This window comes from Rhizobium sp. 768_B6_N1_8, assembly GCF_051811225.1.
Classification (GTDB): Bacteria; Pseudomonadota; Alphaproteobacteria; order Rhizobiales; family Rhizobiaceae; genus Rhizobium.
Genome location: NZ_JBPWPV010000002.1, coordinates 1332367 through 1356176, shown reverse-complemented (window position 1 = coordinate 1356176; position 23810 = coordinate 1332367). Strand labels below are relative to the sequence as shown.

Annotated in this window: 18 protein-coding genes; 4 read left to right on the top strand and 14 right to left on the bottom strand. The window is 62.5% G+C overall.

Annotated elements, in window-relative coordinates; genetic code table 11:
* Nucleotides 1–266 precede the first annotated feature (266 nt).
* Nucleotides 267–1181: an alpha/beta hydrolase gene (locus tag AB8B33_RS30505; RefSeq protein ID WP_113325556.1), complete on the top strand. Its 915-nt coding sequence runs from the start codon at nucleotides 267–269 to the stop codon at nucleotides 1179–1181.
* Between the two features lie 3 nt (nucleotides 1182–1184).
* Here the strand turns inward: AB8B33_RS30505 and AB8B33_RS30500 are convergent, their stop codons facing one another.
* The 10 genes from AB8B33_RS30500 to AB8B33_RS30455 form a co-directional block, all read right to left on the bottom strand.
* Nucleotides 1185–3188 (bottom strand): CocE/NonD family hydrolase, encoded by a 2004-nt coding sequence (locus AB8B33_RS30500; protein WP_439018230.1) that lies wholly within the window; start codon nucleotides 3186–3188, stop codon nucleotides 1185–1187.
* Nucleotides 3189–3245: 57 nt separating this feature from the next.
* Nucleotides 3246–4877: an ABC transporter ATP-binding protein gene (locus AB8B33_RS30495; protein WP_439018229.1), complete on the bottom strand. Its 1632-nt coding sequence runs from the start codon at nucleotides 4875–4877 to the stop codon at nucleotides 3246–3248.
* Entirely contained in the window at nucleotides 4870–5697 is an 828-nt protein-coding gene (locus AB8B33_RS30490) for an ABC transporter permease (RefSeq protein ID WP_439018228.1), read from the bottom strand. Before AB8B33_RS30490 ends, AB8B33_RS30495 begins: the two co-directional genes overlap by 8 nt.
* Nucleotides 5694–6701, bottom strand: a complete 1008-nt coding sequence (locus AB8B33_RS30485; RefSeq protein ID WP_439018227.1) for an ABC transporter permease — start codon at nucleotides 6699–6701, stop codon at nucleotides 5694–5696. The genes AB8B33_RS30490 and AB8B33_RS30485 overlap by 4 nt, the downstream gene beginning before the upstream one ends.
* 97 nt (nucleotides 6702–6798) lie before the next feature.
* Complete coding sequence (locus AB8B33_RS30480) at nucleotides 6799–8388, bottom strand: ABC transporter substrate-binding protein (RefSeq protein WP_113325140.1); 1590 nt, start codon at nucleotides 8386–8388, stop codon at nucleotides 6799–6801.
* Nucleotides 8389–8509: 121 nt separating this feature from the next.
* On the bottom strand, nucleotides 8510–9292 hold the full coding sequence (locus tag AB8B33_RS30475) for a carnitinyl-CoA dehydratase (RefSeq protein ID WP_439018226.1): 783 nt from the start codon (nucleotides 9290–9292) through the stop codon (nucleotides 8510–8512).
* 6 nt (nucleotides 9293–9298) lie between these two features.
* Nucleotides 9299–11353 (bottom strand): acetate--CoA ligase family protein, encoded by a 2055-nt coding sequence (locus AB8B33_RS30470; RefSeq protein WP_439018225.1) that lies wholly within the window; start codon nucleotides 11351–11353, stop codon nucleotides 9299–9301.
* Between the two features lie 3 nt (nucleotides 11354–11356).
* On the bottom strand, nucleotides 11357–12517 hold the full coding sequence (locus AB8B33_RS30465) for an acyl-CoA dehydrogenase family protein (RefSeq protein WP_439018891.1): 1161 nt from the start codon (nucleotides 12515–12517) through the stop codon (nucleotides 11357–11359).
* 10 nt (nucleotides 12518–12527) lie between these two features.
* Nucleotides 12528–14018: a carnitine 3-dehydrogenase gene (locus AB8B33_RS30460; protein WP_439018224.1), complete on the bottom strand. Its 1491-nt coding sequence runs from the start codon at nucleotides 14016–14018 to the stop codon at nucleotides 12528–12530.
* Between the two features lie 7 nt (nucleotides 14019–14025).
* Entirely contained in the window at nucleotides 14026–14928 is a 903-nt protein-coding gene (locus AB8B33_RS30455; protein WP_439018223.1) for a 3-keto-5-aminohexanoate cleavage protein, read from the bottom strand.
* A gap of 41 nt (nucleotides 14929–14969) precedes the next feature.
* Between AB8B33_RS30455 and AB8B33_RS30450 the strand changes: the two genes are divergently transcribed.
* Nucleotides 14970–16019: a GlxA family transcriptional regulator gene (locus AB8B33_RS30450; protein WP_439018890.1), complete on the top strand. Its 1050-nt coding sequence runs from the start codon at nucleotides 14970–14972 to the stop codon at nucleotides 16017–16019.
* Here the strand turns inward: AB8B33_RS30450 and AB8B33_RS30445 are convergent.
* A complete protein-coding gene (locus AB8B33_RS30445; protein ID WP_007822164.1) occupies nucleotides 15994–16869 on the bottom strand; it encodes a LysR family transcriptional regulator in 876 nt (291 codons plus the stop codon). The genes AB8B33_RS30450 and AB8B33_RS30445 overlap by 26 nt on opposite strands.
* Before the next feature lie 114 nt (nucleotides 16870–16983).
* Between AB8B33_RS30445 and AB8B33_RS30440 the strand changes: the two genes are divergently transcribed.
* Both AB8B33_RS30440 and AB8B33_RS30435 read left to right on the top strand, forming a co-directional pair.
* Nucleotides 16984–17889 carry a DMT family transporter gene (locus AB8B33_RS30440; protein ID WP_439018222.1) on the top strand — a complete coding sequence of 302 codons (906 nt, stop codon included), beginning with the start codon at nucleotides 16984–16986 and terminating at the stop codon, nucleotides 17887–17889.
* Between the two features lie 89 nt (nucleotides 17890–17978).
* Nucleotides 17979–20021 carry an FAD-dependent oxidoreductase gene (locus tag AB8B33_RS30435; RefSeq protein ID WP_439018221.1) on the top strand — a complete coding sequence of 681 codons (2043 nt, stop codon included), beginning with the start codon at nucleotides 17979–17981 and terminating at the stop codon, nucleotides 20019–20021.
* A 54-nt stretch (nucleotides 20022–20075) separates the two neighbouring features.
* On the opposite strand, the gene AB8B33_RS30430 is transcribed toward AB8B33_RS30435, so the two are convergent.
* Genes AB8B33_RS30430 through AB8B33_RS30420 form a run of 3 tightly spaced genes read right to left on the bottom strand, consistent with a single transcriptional unit; the run spans nucleotide 20076 to nucleotide 23798 of the window.
* Entirely contained in the window at nucleotides 20076–20597 is a 522-nt protein-coding gene (locus tag AB8B33_RS30430; protein WP_310381816.1) for a sarcosine oxidase subunit gamma, read from the bottom strand.
* Nucleotides 20590–23523, bottom strand: coding sequence for a sarcosine oxidase subunit alpha family protein (locus tag AB8B33_RS30425; RefSeq protein ID WP_439018220.1), 2934 nt, complete (start codon nucleotides 23521–23523; stop codon nucleotides 20590–20592). Before AB8B33_RS30425 ends, AB8B33_RS30430 begins: the two co-directional genes overlap by 8 nt.
* The gene (locus tag AB8B33_RS30420) at nucleotides 23520–23798 is read right to left on the bottom strand and encodes a sarcosine oxidase subunit delta (protein WP_439018219.1); all 279 of its coding nucleotides are present in this window, start codon (nucleotides 23796–23798) and stop codon (nucleotides 23520–23522) included. The genes AB8B33_RS30425 and AB8B33_RS30420 overlap by 4 nt, the downstream gene beginning before the upstream one ends.
* Between the last annotated feature and the right edge of the window lie 12 nt (nucleotides 23799–23810).

Genomic DNA, 23810 nt, shown 5'->3' with positions numbered 1-23810 from the left:
GGCACTGGTCGTCGCATGAGTGATCCTCTTGGCGGCGTGGGTCGCAATTGACACATCGACGATAGCCGACCGAGTGACTGCGCACTATCGCCTCGCCGACATCGGTTGTTCCGGACAAGCGCGGGGCCTGTTTTCCAGCGACAGACTTGCCGGCGACACCAAGGGTCGCGCCAAGACAGGCGTCGCGGCGGAGTGCGTGCATGATGCGGTATTGGCTGGCTGGCCATCGCCTCGACAGCATCTTGCGAGCACGCGGAAGGATCTTCATGTCGATCGCCCGACCGATGCCCACCGAAGAGGGCATTCTGGAATTTCTGGAGATTTGCGAAGGCTTTTATCCACCGGACGCGGTCGAAGCATCGATCCAGCAGCAACGGCAATGGTATGATGCACTCTGCGCGCGCTTTGACCACCTTCTGCCGCAGGGGCTGGTCTATGCCGATGGCATGGTGCTGCGTATACCGATCCGCCGGTATCGGCCGCGGACAATCACGACATCAACTGTTCTCCTTTATCTTCACGGCGGCGGCTTCGTTGTCGGCTCGCTCGAAAGCCATCACTCGATCTGTGCTGAAATCGCCGATTTTGCCGGCGCTGAACTTGTTTCCGTCGATTACCGGCTGGCACCCGAGTACCGCTGGCCGGCGCAGAGCGAGGATTGTTTCCTCATCTTGAAACACCTTCTGTCGTCCGTTGGCAGCAAGGTCGTCATCATCGGCGATAGCGCCGGCGCCAATCTGGCGGCGGGGCTCGCCATCAGGGCGCTGGAGGAGGCGCTACCCGGTGTTGCCGGTCAGGTCCTCGTCTATCCGGCGTTGGGCGGCGACCTGCAGAAGGGTTCCTATGTGGAAATGGCAAATGCACCTGGCCTGACCACGGCTGATGTCGCCTATTATCGCGACGTCCTGCAGGCTCCGTCGCGCCACCCTGTGGCCGCGCCGCTTCATGCGGGTTCTGTCGAGGGGCTTGCACCCGCCTTCATCACGGTCGCGCGGTTCGATCCCTTGCGAGACGACGGGCGCACCTACGCTGCCCGGCTTGCGGAGGCCGGCGTGGAAGTCTGGTTCCGCGAGGAACCGCAGATGGTGCATGCGTGGCTACGTGCCCGCCATATGAGCGAGGGTGCCCGGGCCGGCTTCAAGGCGGTATGCGAGGCGGCACGGCTCTTCGCATCGCGCTGACGGCTACATCAGATCGCGAGCGATTGCCGTCTCGCCAAAATCCTTCTCAAAGATTTTTATTCCGCCTTCATGGGCGATGACCGTGGCGGCGATGATCCAGTGCGTTGCCGTGCAACCGATCGATGCGGTTGCAACCGTCGTCACGGACCAGCCGGGACGCTGCATATCGCAGGTCCAGGTAGATTGCCCCGTCATCGAGAGCGAGTCATCCGGCGAAATCGACCATGTCTCATCCCGCACCTGGCGCGTGCTGAGCCCGGTGTCGGGATGCTCGAAAAGGCCGGTATCCTCGTGAATGCGGTATTCTGTTCGATTGGCGGAAAGCTCCCTGATGACCTGCCTTTTGGTTTCCGCCGGCGCATGCTCGATATATTTCGGCAGTGGATCGGGATTATCCGGCTCCTTCACGGCGATGAGGCGATGATCGGTAAGTATCGGCAGGGCAAGTTCGATTGAGGCCGTATCGATGACAAGGCCGGGATTAGTCGGCGGCGGCAGGATCATCGGCCAATAGGCCGTCGAAAGCGAAAGGCGAATGCGATGGCCAGCGCGAAAGCGGTAGCCGCAGGCATCGAGCATCAGGCGCACCGTCGTCCGCTCTCTGCTCTTCATGGGTCTGGGCTCTGCATTGCTATCACGATGAGCAAGATTGAGGACGCCGAAGGAAACGCGTGTCGCAGTACCGTCCTCATGCACATCGACGAGCCGTACGCAGAGATTTGCGGTCTTCTCCTCACAGCGTAGCGCCACGGTAACAATAGGCTGGCCGAGATAGTCGTGATCTTCGGCAAGTGGCGCGGTCTCGAATATGAGCGAACCGGCATCGTCCCCGCGCTGGTCGATGGCCATTTCGGCATCCGGTTTCAGCGTGAAATATTCCCCCGATGCTGTTCCTGTATCGAGCGGCGAGCGCAGATAGACCTCGTGCGCCAATGCCTGCGGCTCGGCCTTACCTTCCTCGATCCGGCCCGACGAACCGACGTGGAAGAATTGCATTGTCGGCGCATGCCATATGTCCATGGCGACCCAGAAACCGGGATCGGCATCGCGGCGCGGGGCAGGGCGCACGGCATCGAGGATGTAGGCGCGAAGCTGCGGCGTGTTTTCCGCACCGTTTTCTTCGCCGCGCAGCCAGCGGTTCCACCAGGCGATCGCTTCGCCATGGAAATCGGCGCGCGGCTTTGGAAAGGCGAAATGCGGATATTTGTGAACCCAGGGACCAATCAGCGCCTTGGCTCCCGCCCCAAGCCCCGCGATCGCCTTCAGCGGCGTATTGCGATAGCCGTCGGCCCAGCCGGCAATCACCAGCGCCGGGATCTCGACGCTTGAGAAATCCTCACAGATCGAACCGTGTTTCCAGAACGCGTCGCGTCGCTGGTGGCTAAGCCACTCCTCCATGAAGAAGGGCTCGTTTTCCAGCCGCCCCAGCCATATGTCCTTCCAGCGATCACCGACGATGGCAGGATCGGGCGGGCGAGACTGGTAGCCGAGCATGGTCGCGGCCCAGGAGAGCTGTGCGGAAAGGTGACAGCCGTTCTTGTAATGGATGTCGTCATTATAGCGGTCGACCGTCGAGGCGATCGAGATGACGGCCTTCAATGCCGGGGGGCGAAGGGCTGCGACCTGCAGGCTGTTGAACCCGCCCCAGGAAATGCCCATCATGCCGACCGAGCCATTGGACCAGGGCTGGGCGGCGATCCAGGTTATCAGTTCGCAGGCATTGGCAAGCTCAAGCTCGGTATATTCGCCGTCGATCACGCCTTCGGATTCGCCCGAGCCGCGGATGTCGACACGCACACCGGCAATGCCGGCGGCGGCAAAGACCGGATAGGTCGACTCATCGCGCAGGCTCGTTCCATCGCGTTTGCGATAGGGCAGGAATTCGAAGACGGCCGGCACCGGATCGGCGTCCGCACCATCGGGCATCCAGATGCGCGCGGCAAGGCGCGTCCCGTCACTGAGCGTGATCCACTGGTTTTCGATCGTCGTGAAGGAGCGTTGGCTCATGGTTCTCCTTGGAAGCAATCTTTCAGGCCGCCGAACGCAACTGGCCGCCGTGACGGTTCAGTTTCCGGCACTCTCCATCCGGCGGGTGGTCAACACTTTTTCCAGCCAGCCGATCTCCATTTCCGGGACGGATTTCAGGAGCAGGTCGGTGTAGTCATCGAAGGGCGGCGAGAGCGCCTTCGATTTCGGTCCGAAGCGAACGAGCCTGCCGCGGTGCATGACTGCGACGCTATCGGCAATGGCCCGCACGATGGCGATGTCGTGTGTGATGAAGATGTAGGAGAGCTTTTCCTCTTCCTGCAGGCGCAGCAGCAGCTTCAGGATGCCTTCTGCCACCAGCGGGTCGAGGGCCGAGGTCGGCTCGTCGCACAGGATGAGCTCGGGTTTTGCGGCCAGCGCGCGGGCAATCGCGACGCGCTGCTTCTGGCCGCCCGAGAGCTCTGCCGGGTAGCGGTTGAGGAAGCCGTTGCCCATCTCGATCTGGTCGAGCAATTCCTTCACGCGGGCCGTCTTCGTGGCTCCCCTGAGGCCGTAGTAGAAGGTCAGCGGTCGACCGATGATGTCGCGCACGGTCTGGCGCGGGTTCATCGCCGTGTCGGCCATCTGATAGATGAGCTGGATGCGCCGCAGATCGTCGCGCGAACGATGCCTGACCTCGGCGGTCAACGGCTTGCCGGCAAAGGAGATCGTCCCGGCGCTGGGCGCCAAGAGCCCGGTGATGACGCGGGCGAGCGTCGATTTTCCCGAGCCCGATTCACCGACGATCGCTAGTGTCTGTCCCTTCGGTAGATGGAGGCTGACATCGTTCAGGACCTTGAAGCCATTGGAATATTCCGCGCTGACGTTTTCGACTTTCAATAAAGTGTCGGACTGGTCGGTTGCTTCCTGTCGCAAGCTCTGCCGGACATTGACGAGGGCGCGGGTATAATCCTCCCGTGGCTCTTCGATGATCTGCCGGACGCTGCCATATTCCACCGTCCGACCATGGCGCAGCACCATGATGTCGTCGGAAATCTGGGCGACGACGGCAAGGTCGTGGGTAATGTAGAGAGCCGCGGTATGGGTCTCCTCGATGGCGTGCTTGATCGCTGCCAGGACGTCGATCTGGGTGGTGACGTCAAGTGCCGTGGTCGGTTCGTCAAAGACGATCAGTTCGGGGTTGGAGCAGAGCGCCATCGCTGTCATGGCGCGCTGCAGCTGGCCGCCCGAGACCTGATGGGGAAAGCGCTCGCCGAAGCTTTCGGGATTGGGCAGGCCGAGAACCCCGAACAGATAGAGCGCTCGTTTGCGCGCCTCCTCCTTGCTCATCAATCCATGTTTGATCGACGCTTCGACCACCTGATCGCCGAGCCGATGCGCAGGATTGAAGGCAGCGGCCGCAGATTGCGCCACGTAGCAGACCCGCGCGCCGCGGATTTGACGGATGCCGTACTTGCCGAGCGCCAGGATATTGTCGCCGTCGAGCAGCACCTCGCCACCGGTGATTTCGGCTCCACCCCGGCCATAGGCGAGCGCGGAAAGGCCGATCGTCGACTTGCCGGCACCCGATTCCCCGATAAGGCCGAGAACCTTGCCCCTCTGCAGGTCGAAGGAAACCCCATCGACGATCGTCACCCGCCTGGGCGGTTCGCCCGGCGGATAGCTGGTTGCTTCGATCCTCAGATTGCGAACTGAAAGAAGCTCAGGCATCGCCGCGCCCTCCCTTGAGGCTGGATGTGCGTTTTAAGAGCCAGTCGACGACGAGGTTGACACAGACGGCAAGCACGGCGATCGCCGTGCCCGGCACCAGCGCTGCGGAAATGCCGAAGATGATGCCGTCCTTGTTGTCCTTGACCATGCCGCCCCAATCGGCCGCGGGCGGTTGAATTCCGAGGCCGAGGAAGGACAATGTCGAGAGGAACAGGATCGAGAAGGCGAAACGCAGCCCGAATTCGGCAAGCAGCGGCGACAGCGTGTTCGGCAGGATCTCGCGGAAGATGATCCAGAGCTTGCCTTCGCCACGGAGCTTCGCCGCCTCGACGAATTCCATCACCGCGACATCGAGTGCGACGGCGCGGCCAAGACGGTAGACACGGGTGGAATCGAGGATAGCCATGACCAGGATCAGGACGATGAGGTTTTGCGGCAGCACCGCAAGAACCACGAGCGCGAAGATCAGCGTCGGGATCGACATCATCAGATCGTTGAAGCGTGAGAGGACGGTGTCGATGAGGCCGCGCGAGACGGCCGCGGTGAAGCTTAAGATGACGCCGAGCGAGAAGGAGATGACGGTGGCGGCGGATGAGACCATTAGCGTCGTGCGCGCGCCGTAGATCAGGCGCGAGAGGATGTCGCGGCCGAGATTGTCGAGACCGAAGACATAGTTGGCGTTGGCAGGCGCCCAGACGTCGCCGACGACCTGCGTCTCGCCATAGGGCGCGATCCAGGGTGCGAAGATCGCGAAGATGAAGGCGACGGCGATGCCAAACATGCCGATCCAGGCGGTGATGGGGATATCTCGCAATCTCATCTTGGATGCCTCAGCCTGGGATTGGCGATGATCGCGAGGATATCGGCCAGCATGTTGAGGAAGATGTAGACGGCGGCAAAGATCAGGCCACAGGCCTGTACCACCGGCATGTCGCGCACGGTGACTGCATCGACCATATATTGCCCCATGCCGGGATAGACGAAGACCACTTCGACAACGACGACGCCGACGACGAGATAGGCGAGGTTCAATGCGACGACGTTGATGATCGGCGCGAGCGCATTGGGGGCGGCGTGTTTGACGATCGCGCGGAAGGCGCTAAGGCCCTTCAGCTCCGCGGTCTCCATATAGGCCGAGGACATGACGGAGAGGATCGCAGCCCGCGTCATGCGCATCATGTGCGCGAGCACGACGAGCACGAGGGTCGCCGTCGGCAGCGCGATCGCCTTCAATCGCTCGACGAAGCCCATGCTGTCGTAGACCGTCGCGGGAAATGTGGCCATGCCGAACTTCACGGCGAAGAACAGGATCAGCAGGTAGCCGATGAAGAATTCTGGCAAGGAGATCGCCGCAAGCGAGATGACGTTGATGATCTTATCAGGCAGGCGGCCCCGGAAGTGCACCGACAGCATGCCGAGGCCGATGGCGAGCGGCACGGATATCACGGCTGCGAAACCAGCCAGAAAAAGCGAATTGCCGAGGCGCTTGCCGATCTGTTCGCTCACCGAATTCTTGCTCGCCCAGGAAGTGCCGAAATCACCCTGGACGGCGTTGCCGAGCCATTCGACGTAACGCGTCGTGACCGGGCGGTTCAATCCGAGGTCCTGGCGAATATTGGCAACGGCCTGCGGCGTTGCCGACTGGCCGAGATAGGTGGTAGCAAAATCGCCTGGCAAGGCTTCAAGGCCGCCGAAGATCAGGATGGAAACGGCAAAAAGCAGCACGAGGCTGAGCACGAAGCGCTCGAGGATGAGGGCAAGCAGCGGAAAACGCTGCCGGAACCTGAGGCCGGGCAAGATATTGCTTGAGGCAGGATTGGTCATGGCGAGGACCTCGCGCTAAAACGTCGGGAGGACCGCGGGTTTTCATCCCACGGTCCCGGCTTCGTTGAAGGTCGGAGGGGCATGTGCCCCCTTGCCATCAGGCGTCCAGCCAGACGCGCGTTGCGACGTAGCCGTTCGACATGTCGTTGCCGATGTCGTGCACATAACCCTTCACCTGCTTGGTGGAGGCGTTCACGAAATCGTTGAACATCGGCAGGATCACGCCGCCCTCGTCGCGTACCATCATCGCCATGGTGCGATACATGTCCTTGCGCTTGGCTTCATCAAGTTCGGAGCGGGCCTGCAGCAACAGCTTGTCGAAGTCAGGACGCTTGAACTTGGTGTCGTTCCAGTCCGCCGTCGAGAGATAGGCGGTGGAATACATCTGGTCCTGCGTCGGACGGCCGCCCCAATAGGAGGTCGAGAAGGGCTGGACGTTCCAGACGTTGGTCCAGTAACCGTCGCCCGGCTCGCGCTTGACCTCGATCTCGATGCCGGCCTTCTTGCAGCTTTCCTGATAGAGGACGGCCGCGTCGACACCTCCGGGGAAGGCGACTTCGGAAGTGCGTAGAAGGACCGAACCGCTGTGGCCTGATTTCTTGTAGTGGAAGGCCGCCTTGTCGGGATCGTAGACGCGCTGCTCGATGCCCTCGGGGAAAAGCGCATAGGTGCTGTTGATCGGGAAGTCGTTGCCGACCTTGCCGTAACCGCCGAGGATCTTCTCCACCATGGTCTCGCGGTCCATGGCGTATTTGAGCGCCAGGCGCAGGTCGTTGTTGTCGAACGGCGCCTTATCGCAGTGCATGATGAAGACGTAGTGGCCGCGGCCGGCGGTCGAGAGGATCTCGACGTTCGGAGCGCGTTTCAGCAGATTGACGGTCTTCGGATCGACGCGGTTGATGTAGTGGACCTGGCCGGACGACAGTGCCGCGATGCGGGCGGTGGCGTCGTTCATGCCGATGATTTCGATCGAATCGACATAACCCCGGTCCGTGCGCCAATCGTCCTTGTTCCTCTCGAAGGTGGCGCGGACGCCGGGCTCGAAGCTCGTCATCTTGTAAGGGCCGGTGCCGATCGAGGCCAGCGGATCGTCGACGCCGCCGTTCGGCTGTATGACCAGATGGTAGTCCGACAGCAGTAGCGGCATGTCGGCATTGCCTTCGGAAAGCGTCAGCACGAGATTGCCGCCGTCGGCCTTGATCTCCTTGATCGAACCGAGAACACCGAGCGCGCCGGATTCCGACTTCGCGTCGGTGTGACGCTTCAGCGTCGCAACGACGTCGTCGATGGTGAGTTCCTTGCCATCGTGGAACTTGACGCCCTTGCGGATCTTGAAGGTCCAGGTCGCCGCGTCCTTCGACGGCTCCCAGGATTCGGCAAGCGACGGCACGGCAGCACCCGTCAGCGGATCGGATTCGACCAGCATGTCGCCCCAGCAGCGGCCGATGCAGAACATGACCTGCGACAGGAACTTCGCCGGATCCTTCGAATCGGTGGCGGCACCACCTTCGAGACCAAGCTTCAGATGACCGCCACGCTTCGGTTCAGCGGCCTCGGCACTTTCGGTAAAGAGCTTATCGGCAACAGCAAGCGTCAGGCCGGCTGCCATGGCGCGTCCCAGGAATTCGCGGCGGCTGAGGCCACCGGCGGTCACCCGGCTTGCGAGATATTTCGTGTAGTCGTTCATTCCCCTTCTCCTTCTTATGGTGCGTTGACTTCGGTTTTTGGGCATGATCCCCGAACGGTTTCCTCTTCCGTTCGCGGTGCCCGCACGCTTGCGGGAAGATGATGCGGTTGCCGCCGCCTTGTTACCGTCCTTTCCAGTTAGGGCTTCGTTTCTCGGCGAAAGCCCGTGCGCCTTCCAATTGGTCCTCGCTCGAATAAAGTCGGTCGACCGTCGCAAACTGCCGTTTGGTGATTTTGTTCATGGCAGTCTGGAAGGTCGAACCCTCCGATTCACGGACGATTTCCTTGATTGCCGCGTAGACGAGCGGCGGTCCGCTTTCGAGCAGGCGGGCGAGATCCCAGGCCCGCTCCATCAGCTTGTGCTCTGGCAGGATTTCGTTGACGAAACCCCAGCGATGCGCCTCCTGGACGTCAAGCCAGCGGCCGGTCAAAAGCATGTCCATGGCGATATGATAGGGGATGCGCTTCGGTAGCTTCACCGAGGCGGCATCGGCAACCGTGCCGGAGCGGATTTCCGGAAGGGCGAAGGTCGCATGTTCGGCTGCGAGGATCAGGTCGGCGGAGAGCGCGATCTCCAGCCCGCCGCCGCAACAGATGCCGTTGACGGCACAGATGACCGGCTTGTTGAGGTCGCGCAGTTCTTGCAGCCCGCCGAAACCGCCGACACCATAGTCGCCGTCGACCGCGTCGCCTGCTGCGGCAGCCTTCAGGTCCCATCCGGCAGAGAAGAATTTCTCGCCCGCGCCGGAGATGATCGCCACGCGCAGCGAAGGGTCGTCACGGAAATCCCGGAATACCAATCCCATGGCGCGGCTGGTCGCAAGGTCGATGGCATTTGCCTTCGGCCGGTCGATGATGACTTCCAGCACTGCGTCAACCTGTCGGGTGCGAATGGGGTCGCTCAACCTATGCTACCTCCTTCGCCGGATCAGGGCATCGACTGCGGCAACGCCGCGACTTTCGGGAAGAACCATCAATGGATTAATGTCGAGTTCCTCCAGCCGTGCCGCATTCATTACGACATAATCTGCCGCCCGTGCGACAGCCGTCACGGTCGCTTCGAGGTCGCCCTTCGGGCCTCCACGATATCCTTCAATCAATTTTGCGATCTTCAGGCGTGAAATTGCTTCTGAAATATCCGATCTCGTCGTTGGCAGTGGCAGAATGACGGAATCCTCCAGCAATTCGACGAAAATCCCGCCGGCGCCAAGCGTCAGCGACAATCCGAAAACCGGGTCGCGGGAGGCGCCGACAATCAGCTCGGCGACGGGACGGTCGATCATCTGCTCGACCAGAAAACCGCTTGTCGCAGCCATCTTTGATGCGGCATCCGATACGGCCCTTGCATCCTTCAGGTTGAGTACGACCGCTCCTGCTTCGGTCTTGTGTGCGACGCCGAGCGCTTTCAGGACGACGGGAAAGCCGATCCGCTCAGCACAATCTGCCGCCTGAAGGGGCGTACTCGCAATCAGGCCTTTGGGTATCCGAAGGCCGGCGAGGTTGAGTTCCACCTTGGCATCGGCCTCCGTCAGCGTTTCGACCGCGCCTTCAACGGACGGCACATTGAGAAGCGGCAGGGGAGGCGGTTTGCGCCAGGCATGGCCGATGCCGGCTGCGACTTCCGCGGCAATCAGGGTTTCATCAATGCCGCAGAAGGGAACGACGCCTTCGGCGATCAGGCGGCTGGCGACGGCCTCCGGCATGGTCTCGGGCAGGGTCGCCAGGACCCCGGCAAGCGCGCCTGTCGCAGAGGCAGCGGCAATGACGGCATCCGCCGTCGTCACCCAGTCGGCTGTGCTGCACCGGTCGGTGCGGGGAAAATCGAGTACGACGAGATTAAGGGCGTAGCCGCCCTCGAACATGGCAGTGAAAGCCTCTGTCTGGCGCGCGAGATCGCCCCACACGAACGTGTGGTAGTCGAGCGGATTGGAGAGCGTCACCATGTCGCCGAGGATGCGCCTCAGACGCGGCAATTGCCTTGGTTCGAGTTCCCGGAACGTGACGGCGCGCCCGACTGCTGCATCCGCCATCAACGAGGCCTCGCCGCCTGAACAGCTCATCGAGGAGATCGAAGGGTCTGGCAGCGGGCCGGCGACATGCAGGAGCTTCAGCGTTTCAAGCAGCGCTGGCAGCGTTTCGACGCGGCCGAGGCCGAGGCGGGCAAGCACCGCATCGGCCAGAGCATCGCCACCGGCAAGCGATGCGGTATGGGAAAGCGTTGCCTGTCTTGCCTGTTCGGACCTGCCGACTTTCAGCACGACAACAGGCTTTTTCGTCAGGCGGGCAGTGGCGGCGAGGCGTTCGAGCGCGGCCGGCTCTCCAAAGCCTTCGACATGCAGGCCAAGCGCCGTCACGCGCGGGTCGGAAAGCAGGCCGCAGGCGACGTCGGACAGCGAAGTTTGCGCCTGGTTGCCTGATGTCACGACATAGGCGATCGGCAGACCGCGCGTCTGCATGGTCAGGTTGAGCGCTATATTCGACGATTGGGTCAGGATCGCCACGCCGCGTTCGACGCGCATCATGCCGTGCTGGTCGGGCCAGAGCAGAGCGCCGTCGAGGCCGTTGATGAAGCCGTAGCAGTTCGGCCCTAGGATCGGCATGTCGCCTGCAGCGGCAATCAGCGCCTGTTGCAGGTCGGCGCCATCGGCAAGTTCCGCCACGGCCTCGCTGAAGCCTGAGGCATAACAGACCGCGCCGCCGCCGCCAGCTGCCGACAGGCTACGGACGATCTCGATGGTCAATGACCTGTTGACGCCGACGAAGGCCGCGTCTGGCGGAGAGGGCAGTTCGGAAACGTTTCTGTAACACCTCCGTCCGAGGACCTCATCGAGCGTCGGATGAACCGGCCAGATCTCACCCGCAAACCCCATCCGGTCGCACTGTTCGATCACCCGGCGCGCCTCACGGCCGCCGAAGACGGCGATCGTTTGTGGTCTGAACAGGCGATCGAGCGGGCGGGACGTCATCGGCTACGCTCCCAGAGGCCGCAGGAGATCGCGGCTGATGATATGGCGCTGGATCTCCGACGTGCCGTCCCAGATGCGCTCGACGCGCGCATCACGCCAGAAGCGGGCGAGCGGCAGGTCATCCATCAGGCCCATGCCGCCATAGATCTGGATCGCCTCATCCGTGACGCGCGAAAGCATTTCAGAGGCGTAGAGCTTGGCCGAAGCGATTTCGCGATCGGAGGATAGGCCGGCATCCAGTCGCCATGCCGCCGAAAGTGTCAGCCAGTCGGCTGCGTCGATCTCCGTGATCATGTCGGCAAGCTTGAAGGAGACACCCTGGTTGGCGCCGATCGGTCTGCCGAACTGCTTGCGCTCGGCGGCATAGGACAAAGCCATGTCGAAGACGCGCCGCGCCCGGCCGACGCAGGTGGCGGCGACCGTCAGCCGCGTGCCGTAAAGCCATTGGTTGGCAAGCTCGAAACCGCGATGCAGTTCGCCGAGCACCTGGGACTGCGGAATACGGCAGTCAGCAAAGCTCAGGGTGCAATTGTGATAGCCGCGGTGGGAGACAGAATCATAGCCTTTGAGAATTTCGAAGCCCGGCGTGCCGCGATCGACCAGAAATGCGGTGATCTTCTTCTTGAGGCCCTTTGGCGTTTCCTCCTCGCCGGTTGCGGCAAAGACGATGATGAAATCGGCGGCATCGGCATGCGAAATGAAATGCTTGGTGCCATTGAGCACGAAATCGCCACCGTTGCTGCGAGCGGTGCATTTCATGCCGCGCATGTCAGAACCGGCGTCCGGTTCGGTGATCGCCAGCGCGTCGATCTTTTCTCCGCGGACGGCAGGAAGCAAATAACGTTCGCGCTGCTCGCCCTCGCAGGCCATCAGGATGCCGGAGGGACGGCCGAAAAAGACTGTTAGCGCCATGGAGCCGCGGCCAAGTTCGCGCTCGACCAGCGTGAAGGTGACATGGTCGAGGCCGGCGCCGCCGGCCTCTTCGGGGAAATTGCAGGCGTAGAAACCGAGGTCGATGCATTTGCGTCGGATCTCAACCGCGAGATCTGGCGGGACGATGCCGGTGCGCTCAACCTCGTTTTCATGCGGATAGATTTCGGTTTCGACGAAGCCGCGGACCGTCTCGACGATCATTTCCTGTTCTTCGCTGAGGCCGAAATCCATGACGATCTCCTTATCGTTTCTGGCCGACATGGCGGCCGGCCCCTTCCGGGAGAGGCAGCTTTGAGTGAGCCGCGGCAATAGCATTCGCCTTGTCGAGCACGGCGGCTGGCGCCAGCGTCGCCTTGCCGGCCTCGGTATCGACATGCAGCAGCATCTGCTCGGCAGTGGCGAGCACGGCGCCGCTCTCGGTGTCGCAGATCGTGTGGAAGAGATGCAGTCGCTTCTCATCGACTGCGAGGATCTGGCATGTCGAATGGATGGCCTGCCCGAGCTTTGCCTCGCCGAGATGGCGGATATGGGTCTCGACCGTATAGTAGCTCTGCCCGGCCTCGACATAGGCAAGATCGACCCCGATCAGGCGCAAGAGCGCGTCGGAGGTGTCGCCAAAGACCTGCAGATAGCGATGCTCCGTCATATGGCCATTATAGTCGACCCAGGCGGGGCTCACCTTCGTCTCGACGAGCTTCAGGGGTTCTGTGGGATCGACAGCAGCGGTTTTCCCGCCGCCTGCTGCCCAGAGGGCACGTTCGAAATCCTTCAGCAATTCGCCGGCACCCCAGCCCTTGCCGTCGTTTCCGGCCTTCAGCGCCTGCAGGATGCCGACGAGGTTTTCGTCGCGGATGCGCTCCAATGCGCGGATTGAAAGGCCGGCAGCCTGTTCGTCGGATTGTTTTCCGATCTTCTCGATCAGCGCGTCGTCGAGATCGACGACGTCGGTTAGCTTCGTCCAGGGCCAGGCAAGGCATGGCCCGAACTGGGCCAGGAAATGGCGCATGCCGGCCTCGCCGCCGGCGATGCGATAGGTCTGGAACAAGCCCATCTGCGCCCAGCGCAGACCGAAGGAATAGCGGATGACGTCGTCGAGCGTTTCGACGGTGCAGATATCGTCATGGATAAGCCAGAGCGCCTCGCGCCAGAGCGCCTCGAGCAGCCGATCGCCGACGAAGGCCTCGATCTCCTTGGCGATATGGACGCCCTTCATGCCGATCGGGACCAGACACTCCATCGCTGCCTCGATGGTGGCTTTCGAGGTCTTCTCGCCACCGACAATCTCCACCAGCGGCAGCAGGTAGACGGGATTATAGGGATGGGCGACGAAGAGACGCTCGGGATGCTTCATGTCACGCTGCAGGTCGCTCGGCAGCAAGCCGGAGGTAGACGAGCCGATCAGGGCATCCGGGCGTGCGGCAGCGTCGATCTCGCTCAAGACGCGGCGCTTCAAATCGAGCCGTTCCGGCACGCTTTCCTGGATCCAGTCGGCACCGGAGACGGCCTCTTGCAGGGACTTTTCGAAGGTGAGCCGACCTCGCGGCGGCAGCGGGGCGCCGGTCAGCATCCCATAGGCCTTTTCCGCATTGGCAAGGACCTCGCCGACGATGCGGCTTGCTTCCGGATGCGGATCGAAGACGCTGACATCAATGCCGGCAAGCAGAAAACGTGCAATCCATCCGCCGCCGATGACGCCGCCGCCGATACAGGCCGCTTTGGTAATCCCTGTCATTTCGTCCTCAGCGCTTCGTCAGTTTCAGTTTCTTGCGGACGTCCTCAGGACCGATGATCCGCGCGCCCATGCCTTCGACCACCTGCACCGCCTTTTCGACAAGTTGCGCATTGGTGGCGAGAGCGCCCTTGCCGATATAGAGATTATCCTCCAGGCCAACGCGAACATTGCCGCCCGCCAAAACCGCGGCAGCCGGATAGGCCATGGCGTTGCGACCGATCGAAAAGGCCGAGAAGGTCCAGCTATCGGGCACGTTGTTGACCATTGCCATGAAGGTGTTGAGGTCGTCGGGGGCACCCCACGGAATGCCCATGCAGAGCTGGATCAGCACCGGATCCTCGATCAGGCCCTCTTCGGCGAGCTGCTTTGCAAACCACAGATGGCCGGTGTCGAAGGCTTCGATCTCGGGGCGCACGCCGAGATCGGTCATTTTCTTGGCCATTGCCCGCAGCATGGCGGGCGTGTTGGTCATGACGTAGTCGCCGAGATTGAAGTTCATCGTGCCGCAGTCGAGCGTGCAGATTTCGGGAAGGCATTCGGCAATATGGCTGACGCGCTCGGTTGCGCCTGCCATGTCCGTCCCCTTCGCCTTTAAGGGAAGGGGGCTTTCGACGTCGCCGAAAATCAGGTCTCCACCCATACCGGCCGTCAGGTTCAGCACCACATCGACGTCTGCCGAACGGATGCGGTCGGTGACCTCCCTGTAGAGGTCGTTGCGGCGGCTCGCGGCACCGGTTTCCGGATCGCGGACATGGCAGTGAACGACTGCCGCCCCAGCCTTGGCGGCGTCGATCGCGGAATCCGCGATCTGCTTGGGAGTAATGGGAACGTGGCTGGATTTCGAAACCGTATCGCCGGCACCGGTGACGGCGCAGGTGACGAAAACATCGCGGTTCATCGCAAGAGGCATGTTTGTTGTTCTCCCTCGTCTTGAGGGTATTACGCGCCAGGATGGGAGAGGATGCTTTGCATTTTCGGAATCGATCGATACATTATCGGAACACTAGGGAGGGGACTGTGCTGGAGCGATCGACGGAACGGCTCGACATCGATCTTCTCGTCCTGCCGGACACCAACCTGATCCTTATCGCTTCCGTCATCGAACCGCTGCGCGGGGCAAACCGCATTTCCGGCAGCGAGCTCTACCGCTGGCGCATCTTCACGCCTGATGGAGAAGCGGTGCCGACAACCAGCCACATTGCCATACCGACACAGGGAACGTTCCAGACCACGGCATCGGATACGCCGCTCTTCGTGCTGGCGAGCTACAACTGGCGGCAAAGCGCGACTGCTGGCCTGAAGATGCAGCTATCGCAGGCGGCACGCCACCGGACCATGATCGCCGGCATCGAATCCGGTACTTGGCTGCTTGCGGAAGCCTGCCTGCTCGACGGCTTGTCGGCGACCGTCCATTGGGAGGACTACGAGGATTTCGCGCTCGCCTATCCGCAGGTGTCGGTCGTCAAGGACCGGTTCGTCATCGACGGCAAGCGGCTGACCACATCAGGCTCGCTGCCGACCGTGGACCTGATGCTGGAGGTCATCCGGCGGCGTCAGAGCTATTCGCTGGCGCTCGAGGTCAGTCGGCTGTTCCGCTACGAGCAGCCATCCTTTCATGCCGACGAGGCGCTGTCGGCGGGCTTGCGCATGGATGATCCGCGGGTGGCCCACGCCGTGCGGCTGATGGAGGACAATATCGAGCAGCCGATCGTGCTGGCGCGTCTTGCCCGCAGGGTCGGGATCAGCGCCCGGCACCTGCAAGATCTCTTCCAGGCCTCGATCGGTGCGCCGCCCCATATCCATTATCTTGCCCTGAGATTGAATGCGGCGCGGCGCAAGGTGATCGAGACGACGGCATCCCTTGCCGATATTGCAGCCGCAACCGGCTTCAATTCTGCCTCCGCCTTCGCGCGAAGCTATCGGGCAAGCTATTCCGAAAGTCCCTCGGAAACGCGGCGACGGCTGCGGCATACGGTCAGGCCATCGGAGGCCCGGCCATAGGCTGGAAGGCGTCGCGCACCATCTCGGCAAGCTCGCGAACCGCTTCGCTCGACCGGAATGTGTTGCGACGAAGAACGACCCTGGAGGAATCAACCGGCGGGAAGCCGTCCTCGGTCGTCAGTTCCCGGCAACCGGGTGGGATGTTGCTGCGCGACAGCGTGGTGACGGCAAGACCGGCAGTCACAGCGTTCTTCAGTCCGGAGCTGGTATCGGCAATGAAAGCGACCCGGTAGTTGCGCCCGAGCTGGTGTAGGGACTTCAATGCAAAATCGCGACACCAGCTCGAGTCTCTATAGGTGGCGATCGGCAGCGGGTCGATGTCGTGCAGCCGGTGGACGATCGAGGTCACCCAGACGGTCGGGTCGATGCAGAGCACCTCGCCACTCATCTGATCGCTCCAGTCGAAGACGACGGCGAGATCGAGCTCGTCGCGTTCCAGGGCGGCGATGTTGCGGACAGTATAATCGCAGGAGATCGTGACCTCGACAGCCGGATGACGCACGGCGAAGGCCGCAAGCGCGGCAGGCAGCACCGTCTGGCTATATTCCTCGGGAATGCCGATGCGAACCGGTCCGCCGAGCGGTTTGCTCCGGATCGTCGCCGCCGCCTCGCTCAGGAGATCGATGACACGGCGGGCATAGGGGACGAGCTGGACGCCCTGACGTGTCAGCACCACCCCTCGGGCGCCGCGTTCGAACAGTGCTTCGCCGATCGTGTCTTCCAGCTTCTTGATCGCAGCACTGATCGCAGACTGTGTTCTGCCGACGCGCTGTGCGGCCGCCGAAAAATTGGTGGTCTCGACGACGACGAGGAAGGTTCGGAGAAGATCACTCTCGATGGGCTCGCGCATGGACAGCCATAGAAAAAATCGATGACATCCATCTCTACTATTCGTTTGTCTGATGTCAATTGCGGGTGCAAAAAGGAGGTGCGTTCGACTTTTCCTCCTTCGAGAATAACCTGCGTGACGATTGAACATCCGGCCAGGCACCTGGGTGCCGGCGAGCACGAGAAGGGTGTCCTTCTCGTCATCGGGGCGACGCTTGCCTGGAGCGCCAGCGGGGTCTACTCGCGGCTCCTGACGACAGACGTCTGGACGGCCATTGCCTGGCGCTCGCTGTTCGGCGGGCTGTTCCTGCTGATCCCCTGCCTGTTCCTCGAAGGCGGGATTTCGCGAAAGCAATGGCGTTCGGTCCTGCATCCATCCGGTCTGGCTATGATTGTCTGCCAGACCGTCAGTCAGGGCTGCTTCATCGGGGCGCTCTATATGACCAGCGTCGCGAATGTGACGATGATCTATTCGACCGCACCCTTCATCGCCGCCCTGTTCGGATGGATCATCCTGAAAGAGGGGGTCGCCAGGCGCACGCTGATTGCCGGGGGCATTTCTCTTCTGGGTGTTGTGGTCATCGTTGCCTCGTCGATCGGCGGCGGGACCGGGCTCGGCGACCTGCTGGCGCTCGGCATGACGGTTTCCTTCGCACTCGTCATCATCATTCCGCGCATCAATCCCGAGGTGCCGAGCCTGCCGCCGACCGTTGTCAGCGCCTTCCTGACGCTTATCATTTTCGCCCCTTTCGGCTCGGTCGGCTCGCTCGATCTTCACAACTGGATCGTGCTGGCAGCCTTCGGCGCGACCAATTTTTCGCTGGCGCTCGTGCTTTTCCTGGCTGGGGCGAGGCGAATGCCGCCGGCCGAAGCCGCACTGATCGGAACAATGGAGATTGTATTGACCCCGTTCTGGGTCTGGCTCATGTTTTCCGAACAGCCGCCGATTGCCACCTTCTTTGGGGGTGCCGTCATCCTTGGAGCCGTGCTCTGGCACACCGCAATCGACCTTAGCCGCAGCCGGCGGGCGCATGCCGGCTAGAATGCGGCGTCGGCCGGATCGTCATTCGTTGCGGCATCGGCCAGAATAGCGGTTCGATTGCCACTCCCACCCAAGCGACGAGAGCGGATATGACCTCTAGAGATCCCCTGCTGCAGCCTTTCCAACTCAAGCACCTGACGCTGAAAAACCGCGTCATGTCGACCGCTCACGAGCCGGCCTATTCGGAAAACGGCATGCCGACGGATCGCTACCGGCTCTATCACAGGGAAAAGGCGAGAGGCGGTATTGCACTCACCATGACGGCGGGATCGGCGGTCGTCTCGCCTGACTCTCCGCCATCCTTCGGCAATCTCCATGCCTATCGCGACGAGATCGTGCCCTGGCTGAAGAAGCTTGCAGACGACTGTCATGAGTTCGGTGCAGCGGTCATGATCCAGCTCACGCATCTTGGCCGCCGCACGGGCTGGAACAGGGGCGACTGGTTGCCTGTGCTATCAGCCTCGCCGATCCGTGAGCCGGCGCACCGGGCCTTCCCGAAAGAGGCCGAAGACTGGGACATCGAACGCATCGTCGCCGATTATGCCACGGCGGCGCAGCGCATGCAGGAAGCCGGCCTCGACGGTATCGAGATCGAGGCCTACGGCCATCTGCTGGATGGCTTCTGGTCGCCGGCGACCAATCGGCGCGAGGACGAATTCGGCGGTTCGCTCGACAATCGCATGCGTTTTTCGGTCATGGTCACGCGGGCAGTTCGCGAGGCGGTTGGGCCGGATTTCATCGTCGGCATGCGCCTTGTCGCCGACGAGGACTGGGAGAAAGGACTGCCACGCGAGGAAGGCATAGAGATCGCTTCACGATTCGCGCGATCCGGCGATATCGATTTTCTCAACATCATTCGCGGTCATATCGACAGCGATGTCGCGCTCAACGAGGTCATTCCGATCCAGGGCATGGCGTCTGCCCCGCATCTCGATTTTGCCGGCGAAGTGAAGGCGATAACAAAGTTCCCCGTCTTTCATGCTGCGCGCATCGGTGACGTGGCAACAGCCCGTCATGCGATCGCCGAGGGAAAGCTCGACATGGTCGGCATGACGCGCGCCCATATTGCCGATCCCCATATGGTGCGCAAGATCGAGAGCGGTGAGGAGGCTCGCATCCGGCCCTGTGTCGGCGCCACCTATTGTCTCGACCGTATCTACGAAGGCGGCGAGGCACTCTGTATCCACAATGCCGCGACCGGTCGTGAAGGACAGATCCCGCATGAGATCCCCAAGGCGGAGATCCGCCGCAAGGCGGTCGTGGTCGGTGCCGGACCGGCCGGTCTCGAGGCCGCCCGCGTGCTTGCCGAGCGTGGCCATGAGGTGGATGTTCTGGAAGCGACCGGAAAGGCCGGCGGACAGGTCAATCTGCTCATCCGCAATCCCCGGCGCAAGGAGATGATTGGTATCATCGACTGGCGGCTGGCGGAACTGGAGCGGCTGGGTGTTCGCATGCATTATGATGTCTACGCAGAGGCAAGCGACGTCATTGCTCTTGAACCCGATCTCGTTGTCATTGCGACCGGTGGCATCGCACAGCAGCCAGAACTCGATGCAGGCGATGAGCTTGTGACATCTTCCTGGGAAATCCTCGCCGGCGGTGTCAGGATCGCCGACACAGTATTGCTCTTCGATGACAATGGCGCACATCCGGGCATGTCGGCGGCTGAGGTGATTGCCAGAAGCGGCGCGGAGCTCGAGCTTGTGTCGCCCGAACGCTTTTTCGCGCCCGATATGGGGGGCATGAACCACGTGCCCTATGCCCGTACCTTCGCAGAACGGAACGTCAAGGTGACCATCAACACGCGGCTCAAATCCGTCCGGCGCGACGGCAATGCCCTTGTCGCCGTACTCGGGTCGGATTTTGCAGACGGCGCACAGTGGGAGCGGCGCGTCTCCCAGGTCGTCGTCGAACATGGCACGCTTGCCAATGACGGGCCCTATCTTGAGCTGAAGCCGCTTTCGCGAAATCTTGGTGCGGTGGACTATTCCGCCCTGATCAATCGTCAGCCACCGCTGCCGCTGCGCAATAGCGAGGGGCGTTTCGACCTCGTGCGGATCGGCGACGCGGTTTCCAGCCGCAACATCCATGCCGCCGTCTATGATGCGCTGAGGTTCTGTTCGTTGTTTTGAGCTCTTGACCGTGGGCCTGGCTTTTGTGTGTCTATGTGACCTCAGGGCCCGCGCTCAGGCCGCCGCGGCGTGTTCGAGCATCTCGTAGAGATCCTCGGCAAAGCTGCGCAGCACCGTGAGTTCGAAGCGCGTCGCCTGCGTCCGGGTCAGCTGGACGGAGACATGTCCGAAAAGCGTGACGGCCGATTGGCCGACGGGGAAAGCGGTGGGATCGATGTCGACTGCCGTTCCCCGAGTGAGCAGGTCCGCAGCGCGGGGACCGGAAAGAGCGATGCGGATGCGGCCATGGCTCTGATCGCAGACGAAGCCTCTGCCTCTTAAATGATCGGCAAGGAGCGTGATACGCGAGGGCGGCAGGCTTTCCTCGCCTGTTATATACCATTGCTGATAACCGGCCACTCGCGCAGCGCTCGTTGCCAGTCCAGCGGCAGAGAGCGCGTCGGCGAGGCTATCGCCATCAATTGCGGCCATGACATGCAGGAGATGGCCTTCCGGCAGCGGCTCCAGCCGGATGCCGGAGGCTTCAACTGTCGCCTTGCCGGCGAGGGCCGGCTTGTGTTCGGGACGTTCAGGCATGGAGCTTCTCGTTGTCGGGATCGATGAAGACGGGACTGCAGAGCACCGCCTCGGTGAATTCGTTTCTCAGGCCATTCCAGACCACGACCTTTTCGCCCATGCGCTCAGGCCCACGCTTGACGAGCGCAAGGCCGATCGTATGGCCAAGACTCGGTGAGAAGGCGCTCGAGGTCACATAGCCCTGGTCGTTTTCAAGGGTCGCTGCGGCATGCTTGGCAAGGATATGGGAACCGGTGCGGAAGCTCGTCGCCGGATCGAGCGGCTTGACGCCGACGAGGCGAGGGCGGTCCTCGGCCTGCAAACCTTCGCGGGCGAGCATCGCCTTGCCGATGAAGTCGGGCTTGGTGGCCGAAACCATGCGGGCGAAGCCGAGATCGCCTGGCGTAACCGTTCCGTTGATCTCGGCATGGGTGACATGGCCCTTCTCTATGCGCATGACCCCGAGTGCCTCGGCACCGTAGGGGCAGATGCCGTGCTTTTCACCCGCCTGCATGATCCGGTCGGCGACCCATTCGCCGTAGCCGGCCGGCACGGCGAGTTCATAGGCGAGTTCGCCGGAGAAGGAGATCCGGAAGAGCCGGCCCTCAAGCGAGCCGCCGAAGAGGGAGACCACGCGCGCGCTCATGAAGGGGAAGGCGGCATCGGAAATATCCGCGTCGACGATCTCGGAAAGGATAGCGCGCGATTTCGGGCCGGCGACCGCCATCTGCGCCCATTGGTCGGTCGAGGAGGCAAAACGGACATCAAGTTCCGGCCAGAGCGTCTGGGCGCAGAATTCGAGATGGGTCAGCACGCCGGCGGCGAGCGCCGTCGTCGTCGTCATGAAGAAATGGTCCTCGGCAAAGCGGCTCGTCGTGCCGTCGTCGTAGATCATGCCGTCCTCGCGCAGCATGATGCCATAGCGCGCCCGGCCGACCAGTAGCTTGGCAAAGCCGTTGCAATAGACGCGGTCGAGGAAGGCAGCGGCATCCCTGCCGAAGACCTCGATCTTGCCGAGGGTGGAGACGTCGCAAATGCCGGCATTCTGCCGGATGTTCAGCACCTCGCGGTCGACGCTCTCACGCCAACTCGTCTCACCCGCACGTGGAAACCAGGAGGAGCGGTACCAGAGCCCGGTCTCGACGAAGACGGCGCCATTCTTCTTGGCCCAGCCATGTAGCGGTGATCTGCGCACCGGCTGGAAATGACGGCCGCGCGAGCCACCCGTCAGCGCGCCGAAGGAGACGGGCGTATAGAAGGGACGGAATGTGGTGGTGCCGACTTCGGCAGGCGACACGCCGCGGGCCTCGGCCAGGATGCCGATCGCATTGATATTGGAAAGCTTGCCCTGGTCGGTCGCCATGCCGCTTGTCGTATAGCGTTTGGCAAGCTCGACATGCCCATATCCCTCGCGAACGGCAAGGCCGAGATCTTTGAGGTGTACGTCGTTCTGATAATCAACGAAGGCCTTGCCCTTTCCGCCCTTGACGGACCAAAGCGGCTTCGAGGCCGCCTCGGTTTCCTCGACGGGCGCGAAGGCGGGCTCAACGTTGACGAAGCCGATCGCCCTCAGTGCCTCAACGGCCTTCGCCGCGCCATCGCCGAGGCAGGCGCCCGTCGCGCCGAGCCCGGCCGCAGAGCCGGCAATCGACAGTCCCTGCTGGCGTTCCGGCGCCAGGAAGGCTGCCCTTTCCTCGGACCAGACCGGCTTGGCGCCCCGATGGCAGGCAAGATGGATGATCGGGCTCCAGCCGCCGGACATGGCAAGCGCATCCACCTCGATGCGCTGCACTGCCGAAGCGGTCTCGATCGTGACATGGCGCAGGCGTTGGCCGCCATGCGCGTCGCGCACGCGGCTGCCGTTCAGCACACGGGCGCGCCCGGACCAGGCACTGCCGGCCGCATCGCGGCTGTCGACGATGGCGGCGACATCGACACCTTCGGCTTCGAGGGCGGCCGCCGCGCGATAGCCGGAGGCATTGCTGGTGAAGATCACGGTGCGGGCGCCGGGCGTCACCGCCTGGCGGCTGAGATAGCTGTGCATAGCACCGGCCACCATCACGCCTGGAATATCGTTACCGCCGAAGACGAGCGGACGCTCTTCAGCGCCCGAGGCGAGGATTGCCTGTTTGGCGATGATGCGCCAGAGGCGCTCGACGGGCCGATGCGGATCGGGCAGCGCCACATGTTTTTGCACACGTTCGACGGCGCCGAAGACATTGTCGTCGTACCAGCCGACGACGGTGGTGCGCGGCAGGAGACGGACGTTCGGCAGGCCCTCGAGTTCGTCGAGCATGTCCTGCAGCCGGGTGCCGTTTTCGAGGAGCAGACTGCCGCCGAGCGCGAAATCTTCGTCGGCGAGGATGACGCGGGCGCCGGCGCGTCCTGCCGTCAGCGCCGCTGCGAGCCCGGCAGGTCCTGCGCCGATGACGAGCAGATCACAGTGAGCCCAGCATTTCTCGTAGGAGTCAGGATCGGGCTCGTAGGACGCCTTGCCGAGGCCGGCGGCCTTGCGGATCAGCGGCTCGTAGAGCTTTTCCCAAAGGGCGGCCGGCCACATGAAGGTCTTGTAGTAGAAGCCGGCGCTCAGGAAGGGCGACAGCAGGCCGTTGACGGCGCCAATGTCGAAGCCGAGCGAGGGCCAGCGGTTCTGGCTGCGGGCGATGAGCCCGTCATGGAGTTCGATCATCGTGGCACGCGTATTGGCCTCTGTGCGGCCGCCAGTGCTCGTCGTGACCAGCGCGTTGGGCTCGGCTGCACCCGCCGTCAGGATGCCGCGCGGCCGGTGATACTTGAAGCTGCGGCCGACGAGCTGGATGCCGTTGGCAAGAAGCGCGGAGGCGAGCGTATCACCGGGATGGCCGGCCAGTTGTCTGCCATCGAAGGTAAAGTTCAGCGTGCTCGATCGGTCGATCCGGCCACCGCTGGGAAGCCGCGAACTCGTCATGCCGCACCTCCGAGCTTGGCAAGCGCGGCATCGCTGACGGTGTGAACGGCATGGGTGACGGTGTCGCGCTCAACAGTCAGCCAGCGCCGGCAGCCGGAGGAATGGTGCCAGTACTCCTTGTGCCATCCCCTCGGATTATCCCGCAGATAGACGTAGTCGTACCAGGTGTCAGCGCCGGCATCGGCCGCCGGCCGGGTCAGGCTCGCATCGCCCCGGATGGTGAATTCTTCCTTGGGACGGATGCCGCAATGAGGGCAGGAAATCAGGCTTGCCATGGCTTCACGTCC

Excerpts from the sequence above, each read along its gene's own strand:
- AB8B33_RS30480 (WP_113325140.1), bottom strand. The coding sequence starts at position 8,388 with ATGAACGACTACACGAAATATCTCGCAAGCCGGGTGACCGCCGGTGGC.
- AB8B33_RS30470 (WP_439018225.1), bottom strand. The coding sequence starts at position 11,353 with ATGACGTCCCGCCCGCTCGATCGCCTGTTCAGACCACAAACGATCGCC.
- AB8B33_RS30425 (WP_439018220.1), bottom strand. The coding sequence starts at position 23,523 with ATGACGAGTTCGCGGCTTCCCAGCGGTGGCCGGATCGACCGATCGAGC.
- AB8B33_RS30420 (WP_439018219.1), bottom strand. The coding sequence starts at position 23,798 with ATGGCAAGCCTGATTTCCTGCCCTCATTGCGGCATCCGTCCCAAGGAA.
- AB8B33_RS30500 (WP_439018230.1), bottom strand. The coding sequence starts at position 3,188 with ATGAGCCAACGCTCCTTCACGACGATCGAAAACCAGTGGATCACGCTC.
- AB8B33_RS30435 (WP_439018221.1), top strand. The coding sequence starts at position 17,979 with ATGACCTCTAGAGATCCCCTGCTGCAGCCTTTCCAACTCAAGCACCTG.
- AB8B33_RS30495 (WP_439018229.1), bottom strand. The coding sequence starts at position 4,877 with ATGCCTGAGCTTCTTTCAGTTCGCAATCTGAGGATCGAAGCAACCAGC.
- AB8B33_RS30490 (WP_439018228.1), bottom strand. The coding sequence starts at position 5,697 with ATGAGATTGCGAGATATCCCCATCACCGCCTGGATCGGCATGTTTGGC.
- AB8B33_RS30465 (WP_439018891.1), bottom strand. The coding sequence starts at position 12,517 with ATGGATTTCGGCCTCAGCGAAGAACAGGAAATGATCGTCGAGACGGTC.
- AB8B33_RS30485 (WP_439018227.1), bottom strand. The coding sequence starts at position 6,701 with ATGACCAATCCTGCCTCAAGCAATATCTTGCCCGGCCTCAGGTTCCGG.
- AB8B33_RS30430 (WP_310381816.1), bottom strand. The coding sequence starts at position 20,597 with ATGCCTGAACGTCCCGAACACAAGCCGGCCCTCGCCGGCAAGGCGACA.
- AB8B33_RS30460 (WP_439018224.1), bottom strand. The coding sequence starts at position 14,018 with ATGACAGGGATTACCAAAGCGGCCTGTATCGGCGGCGGCGTCATCGGC.
- AB8B33_RS30505 (WP_113325556.1), top strand. The coding sequence starts at position 267 with ATGTCGATCGCCCGACCGATGCCCACCGAAGAGGGCATTCTGGAATTT.
- AB8B33_RS30455 (WP_439018223.1), bottom strand. The coding sequence starts at position 14,928 with ATGCCTCTTGCGATGAACCGCGATGTTTTCGTCACCTGCGCCGTCACC.
- AB8B33_RS30445 (WP_007822164.1), bottom strand. The coding sequence starts at position 16,869 with ATGCGCGAGCCCATCGAGAGTGATCTTCTCCGAACCTTCCTCGTCGTC.
- AB8B33_RS30450 (WP_439018890.1), top strand. The coding sequence starts at position 14,970 with ATGGGAGAGGATGCTTTGCATTTTCGGAATCGATCGATACATTATCGG.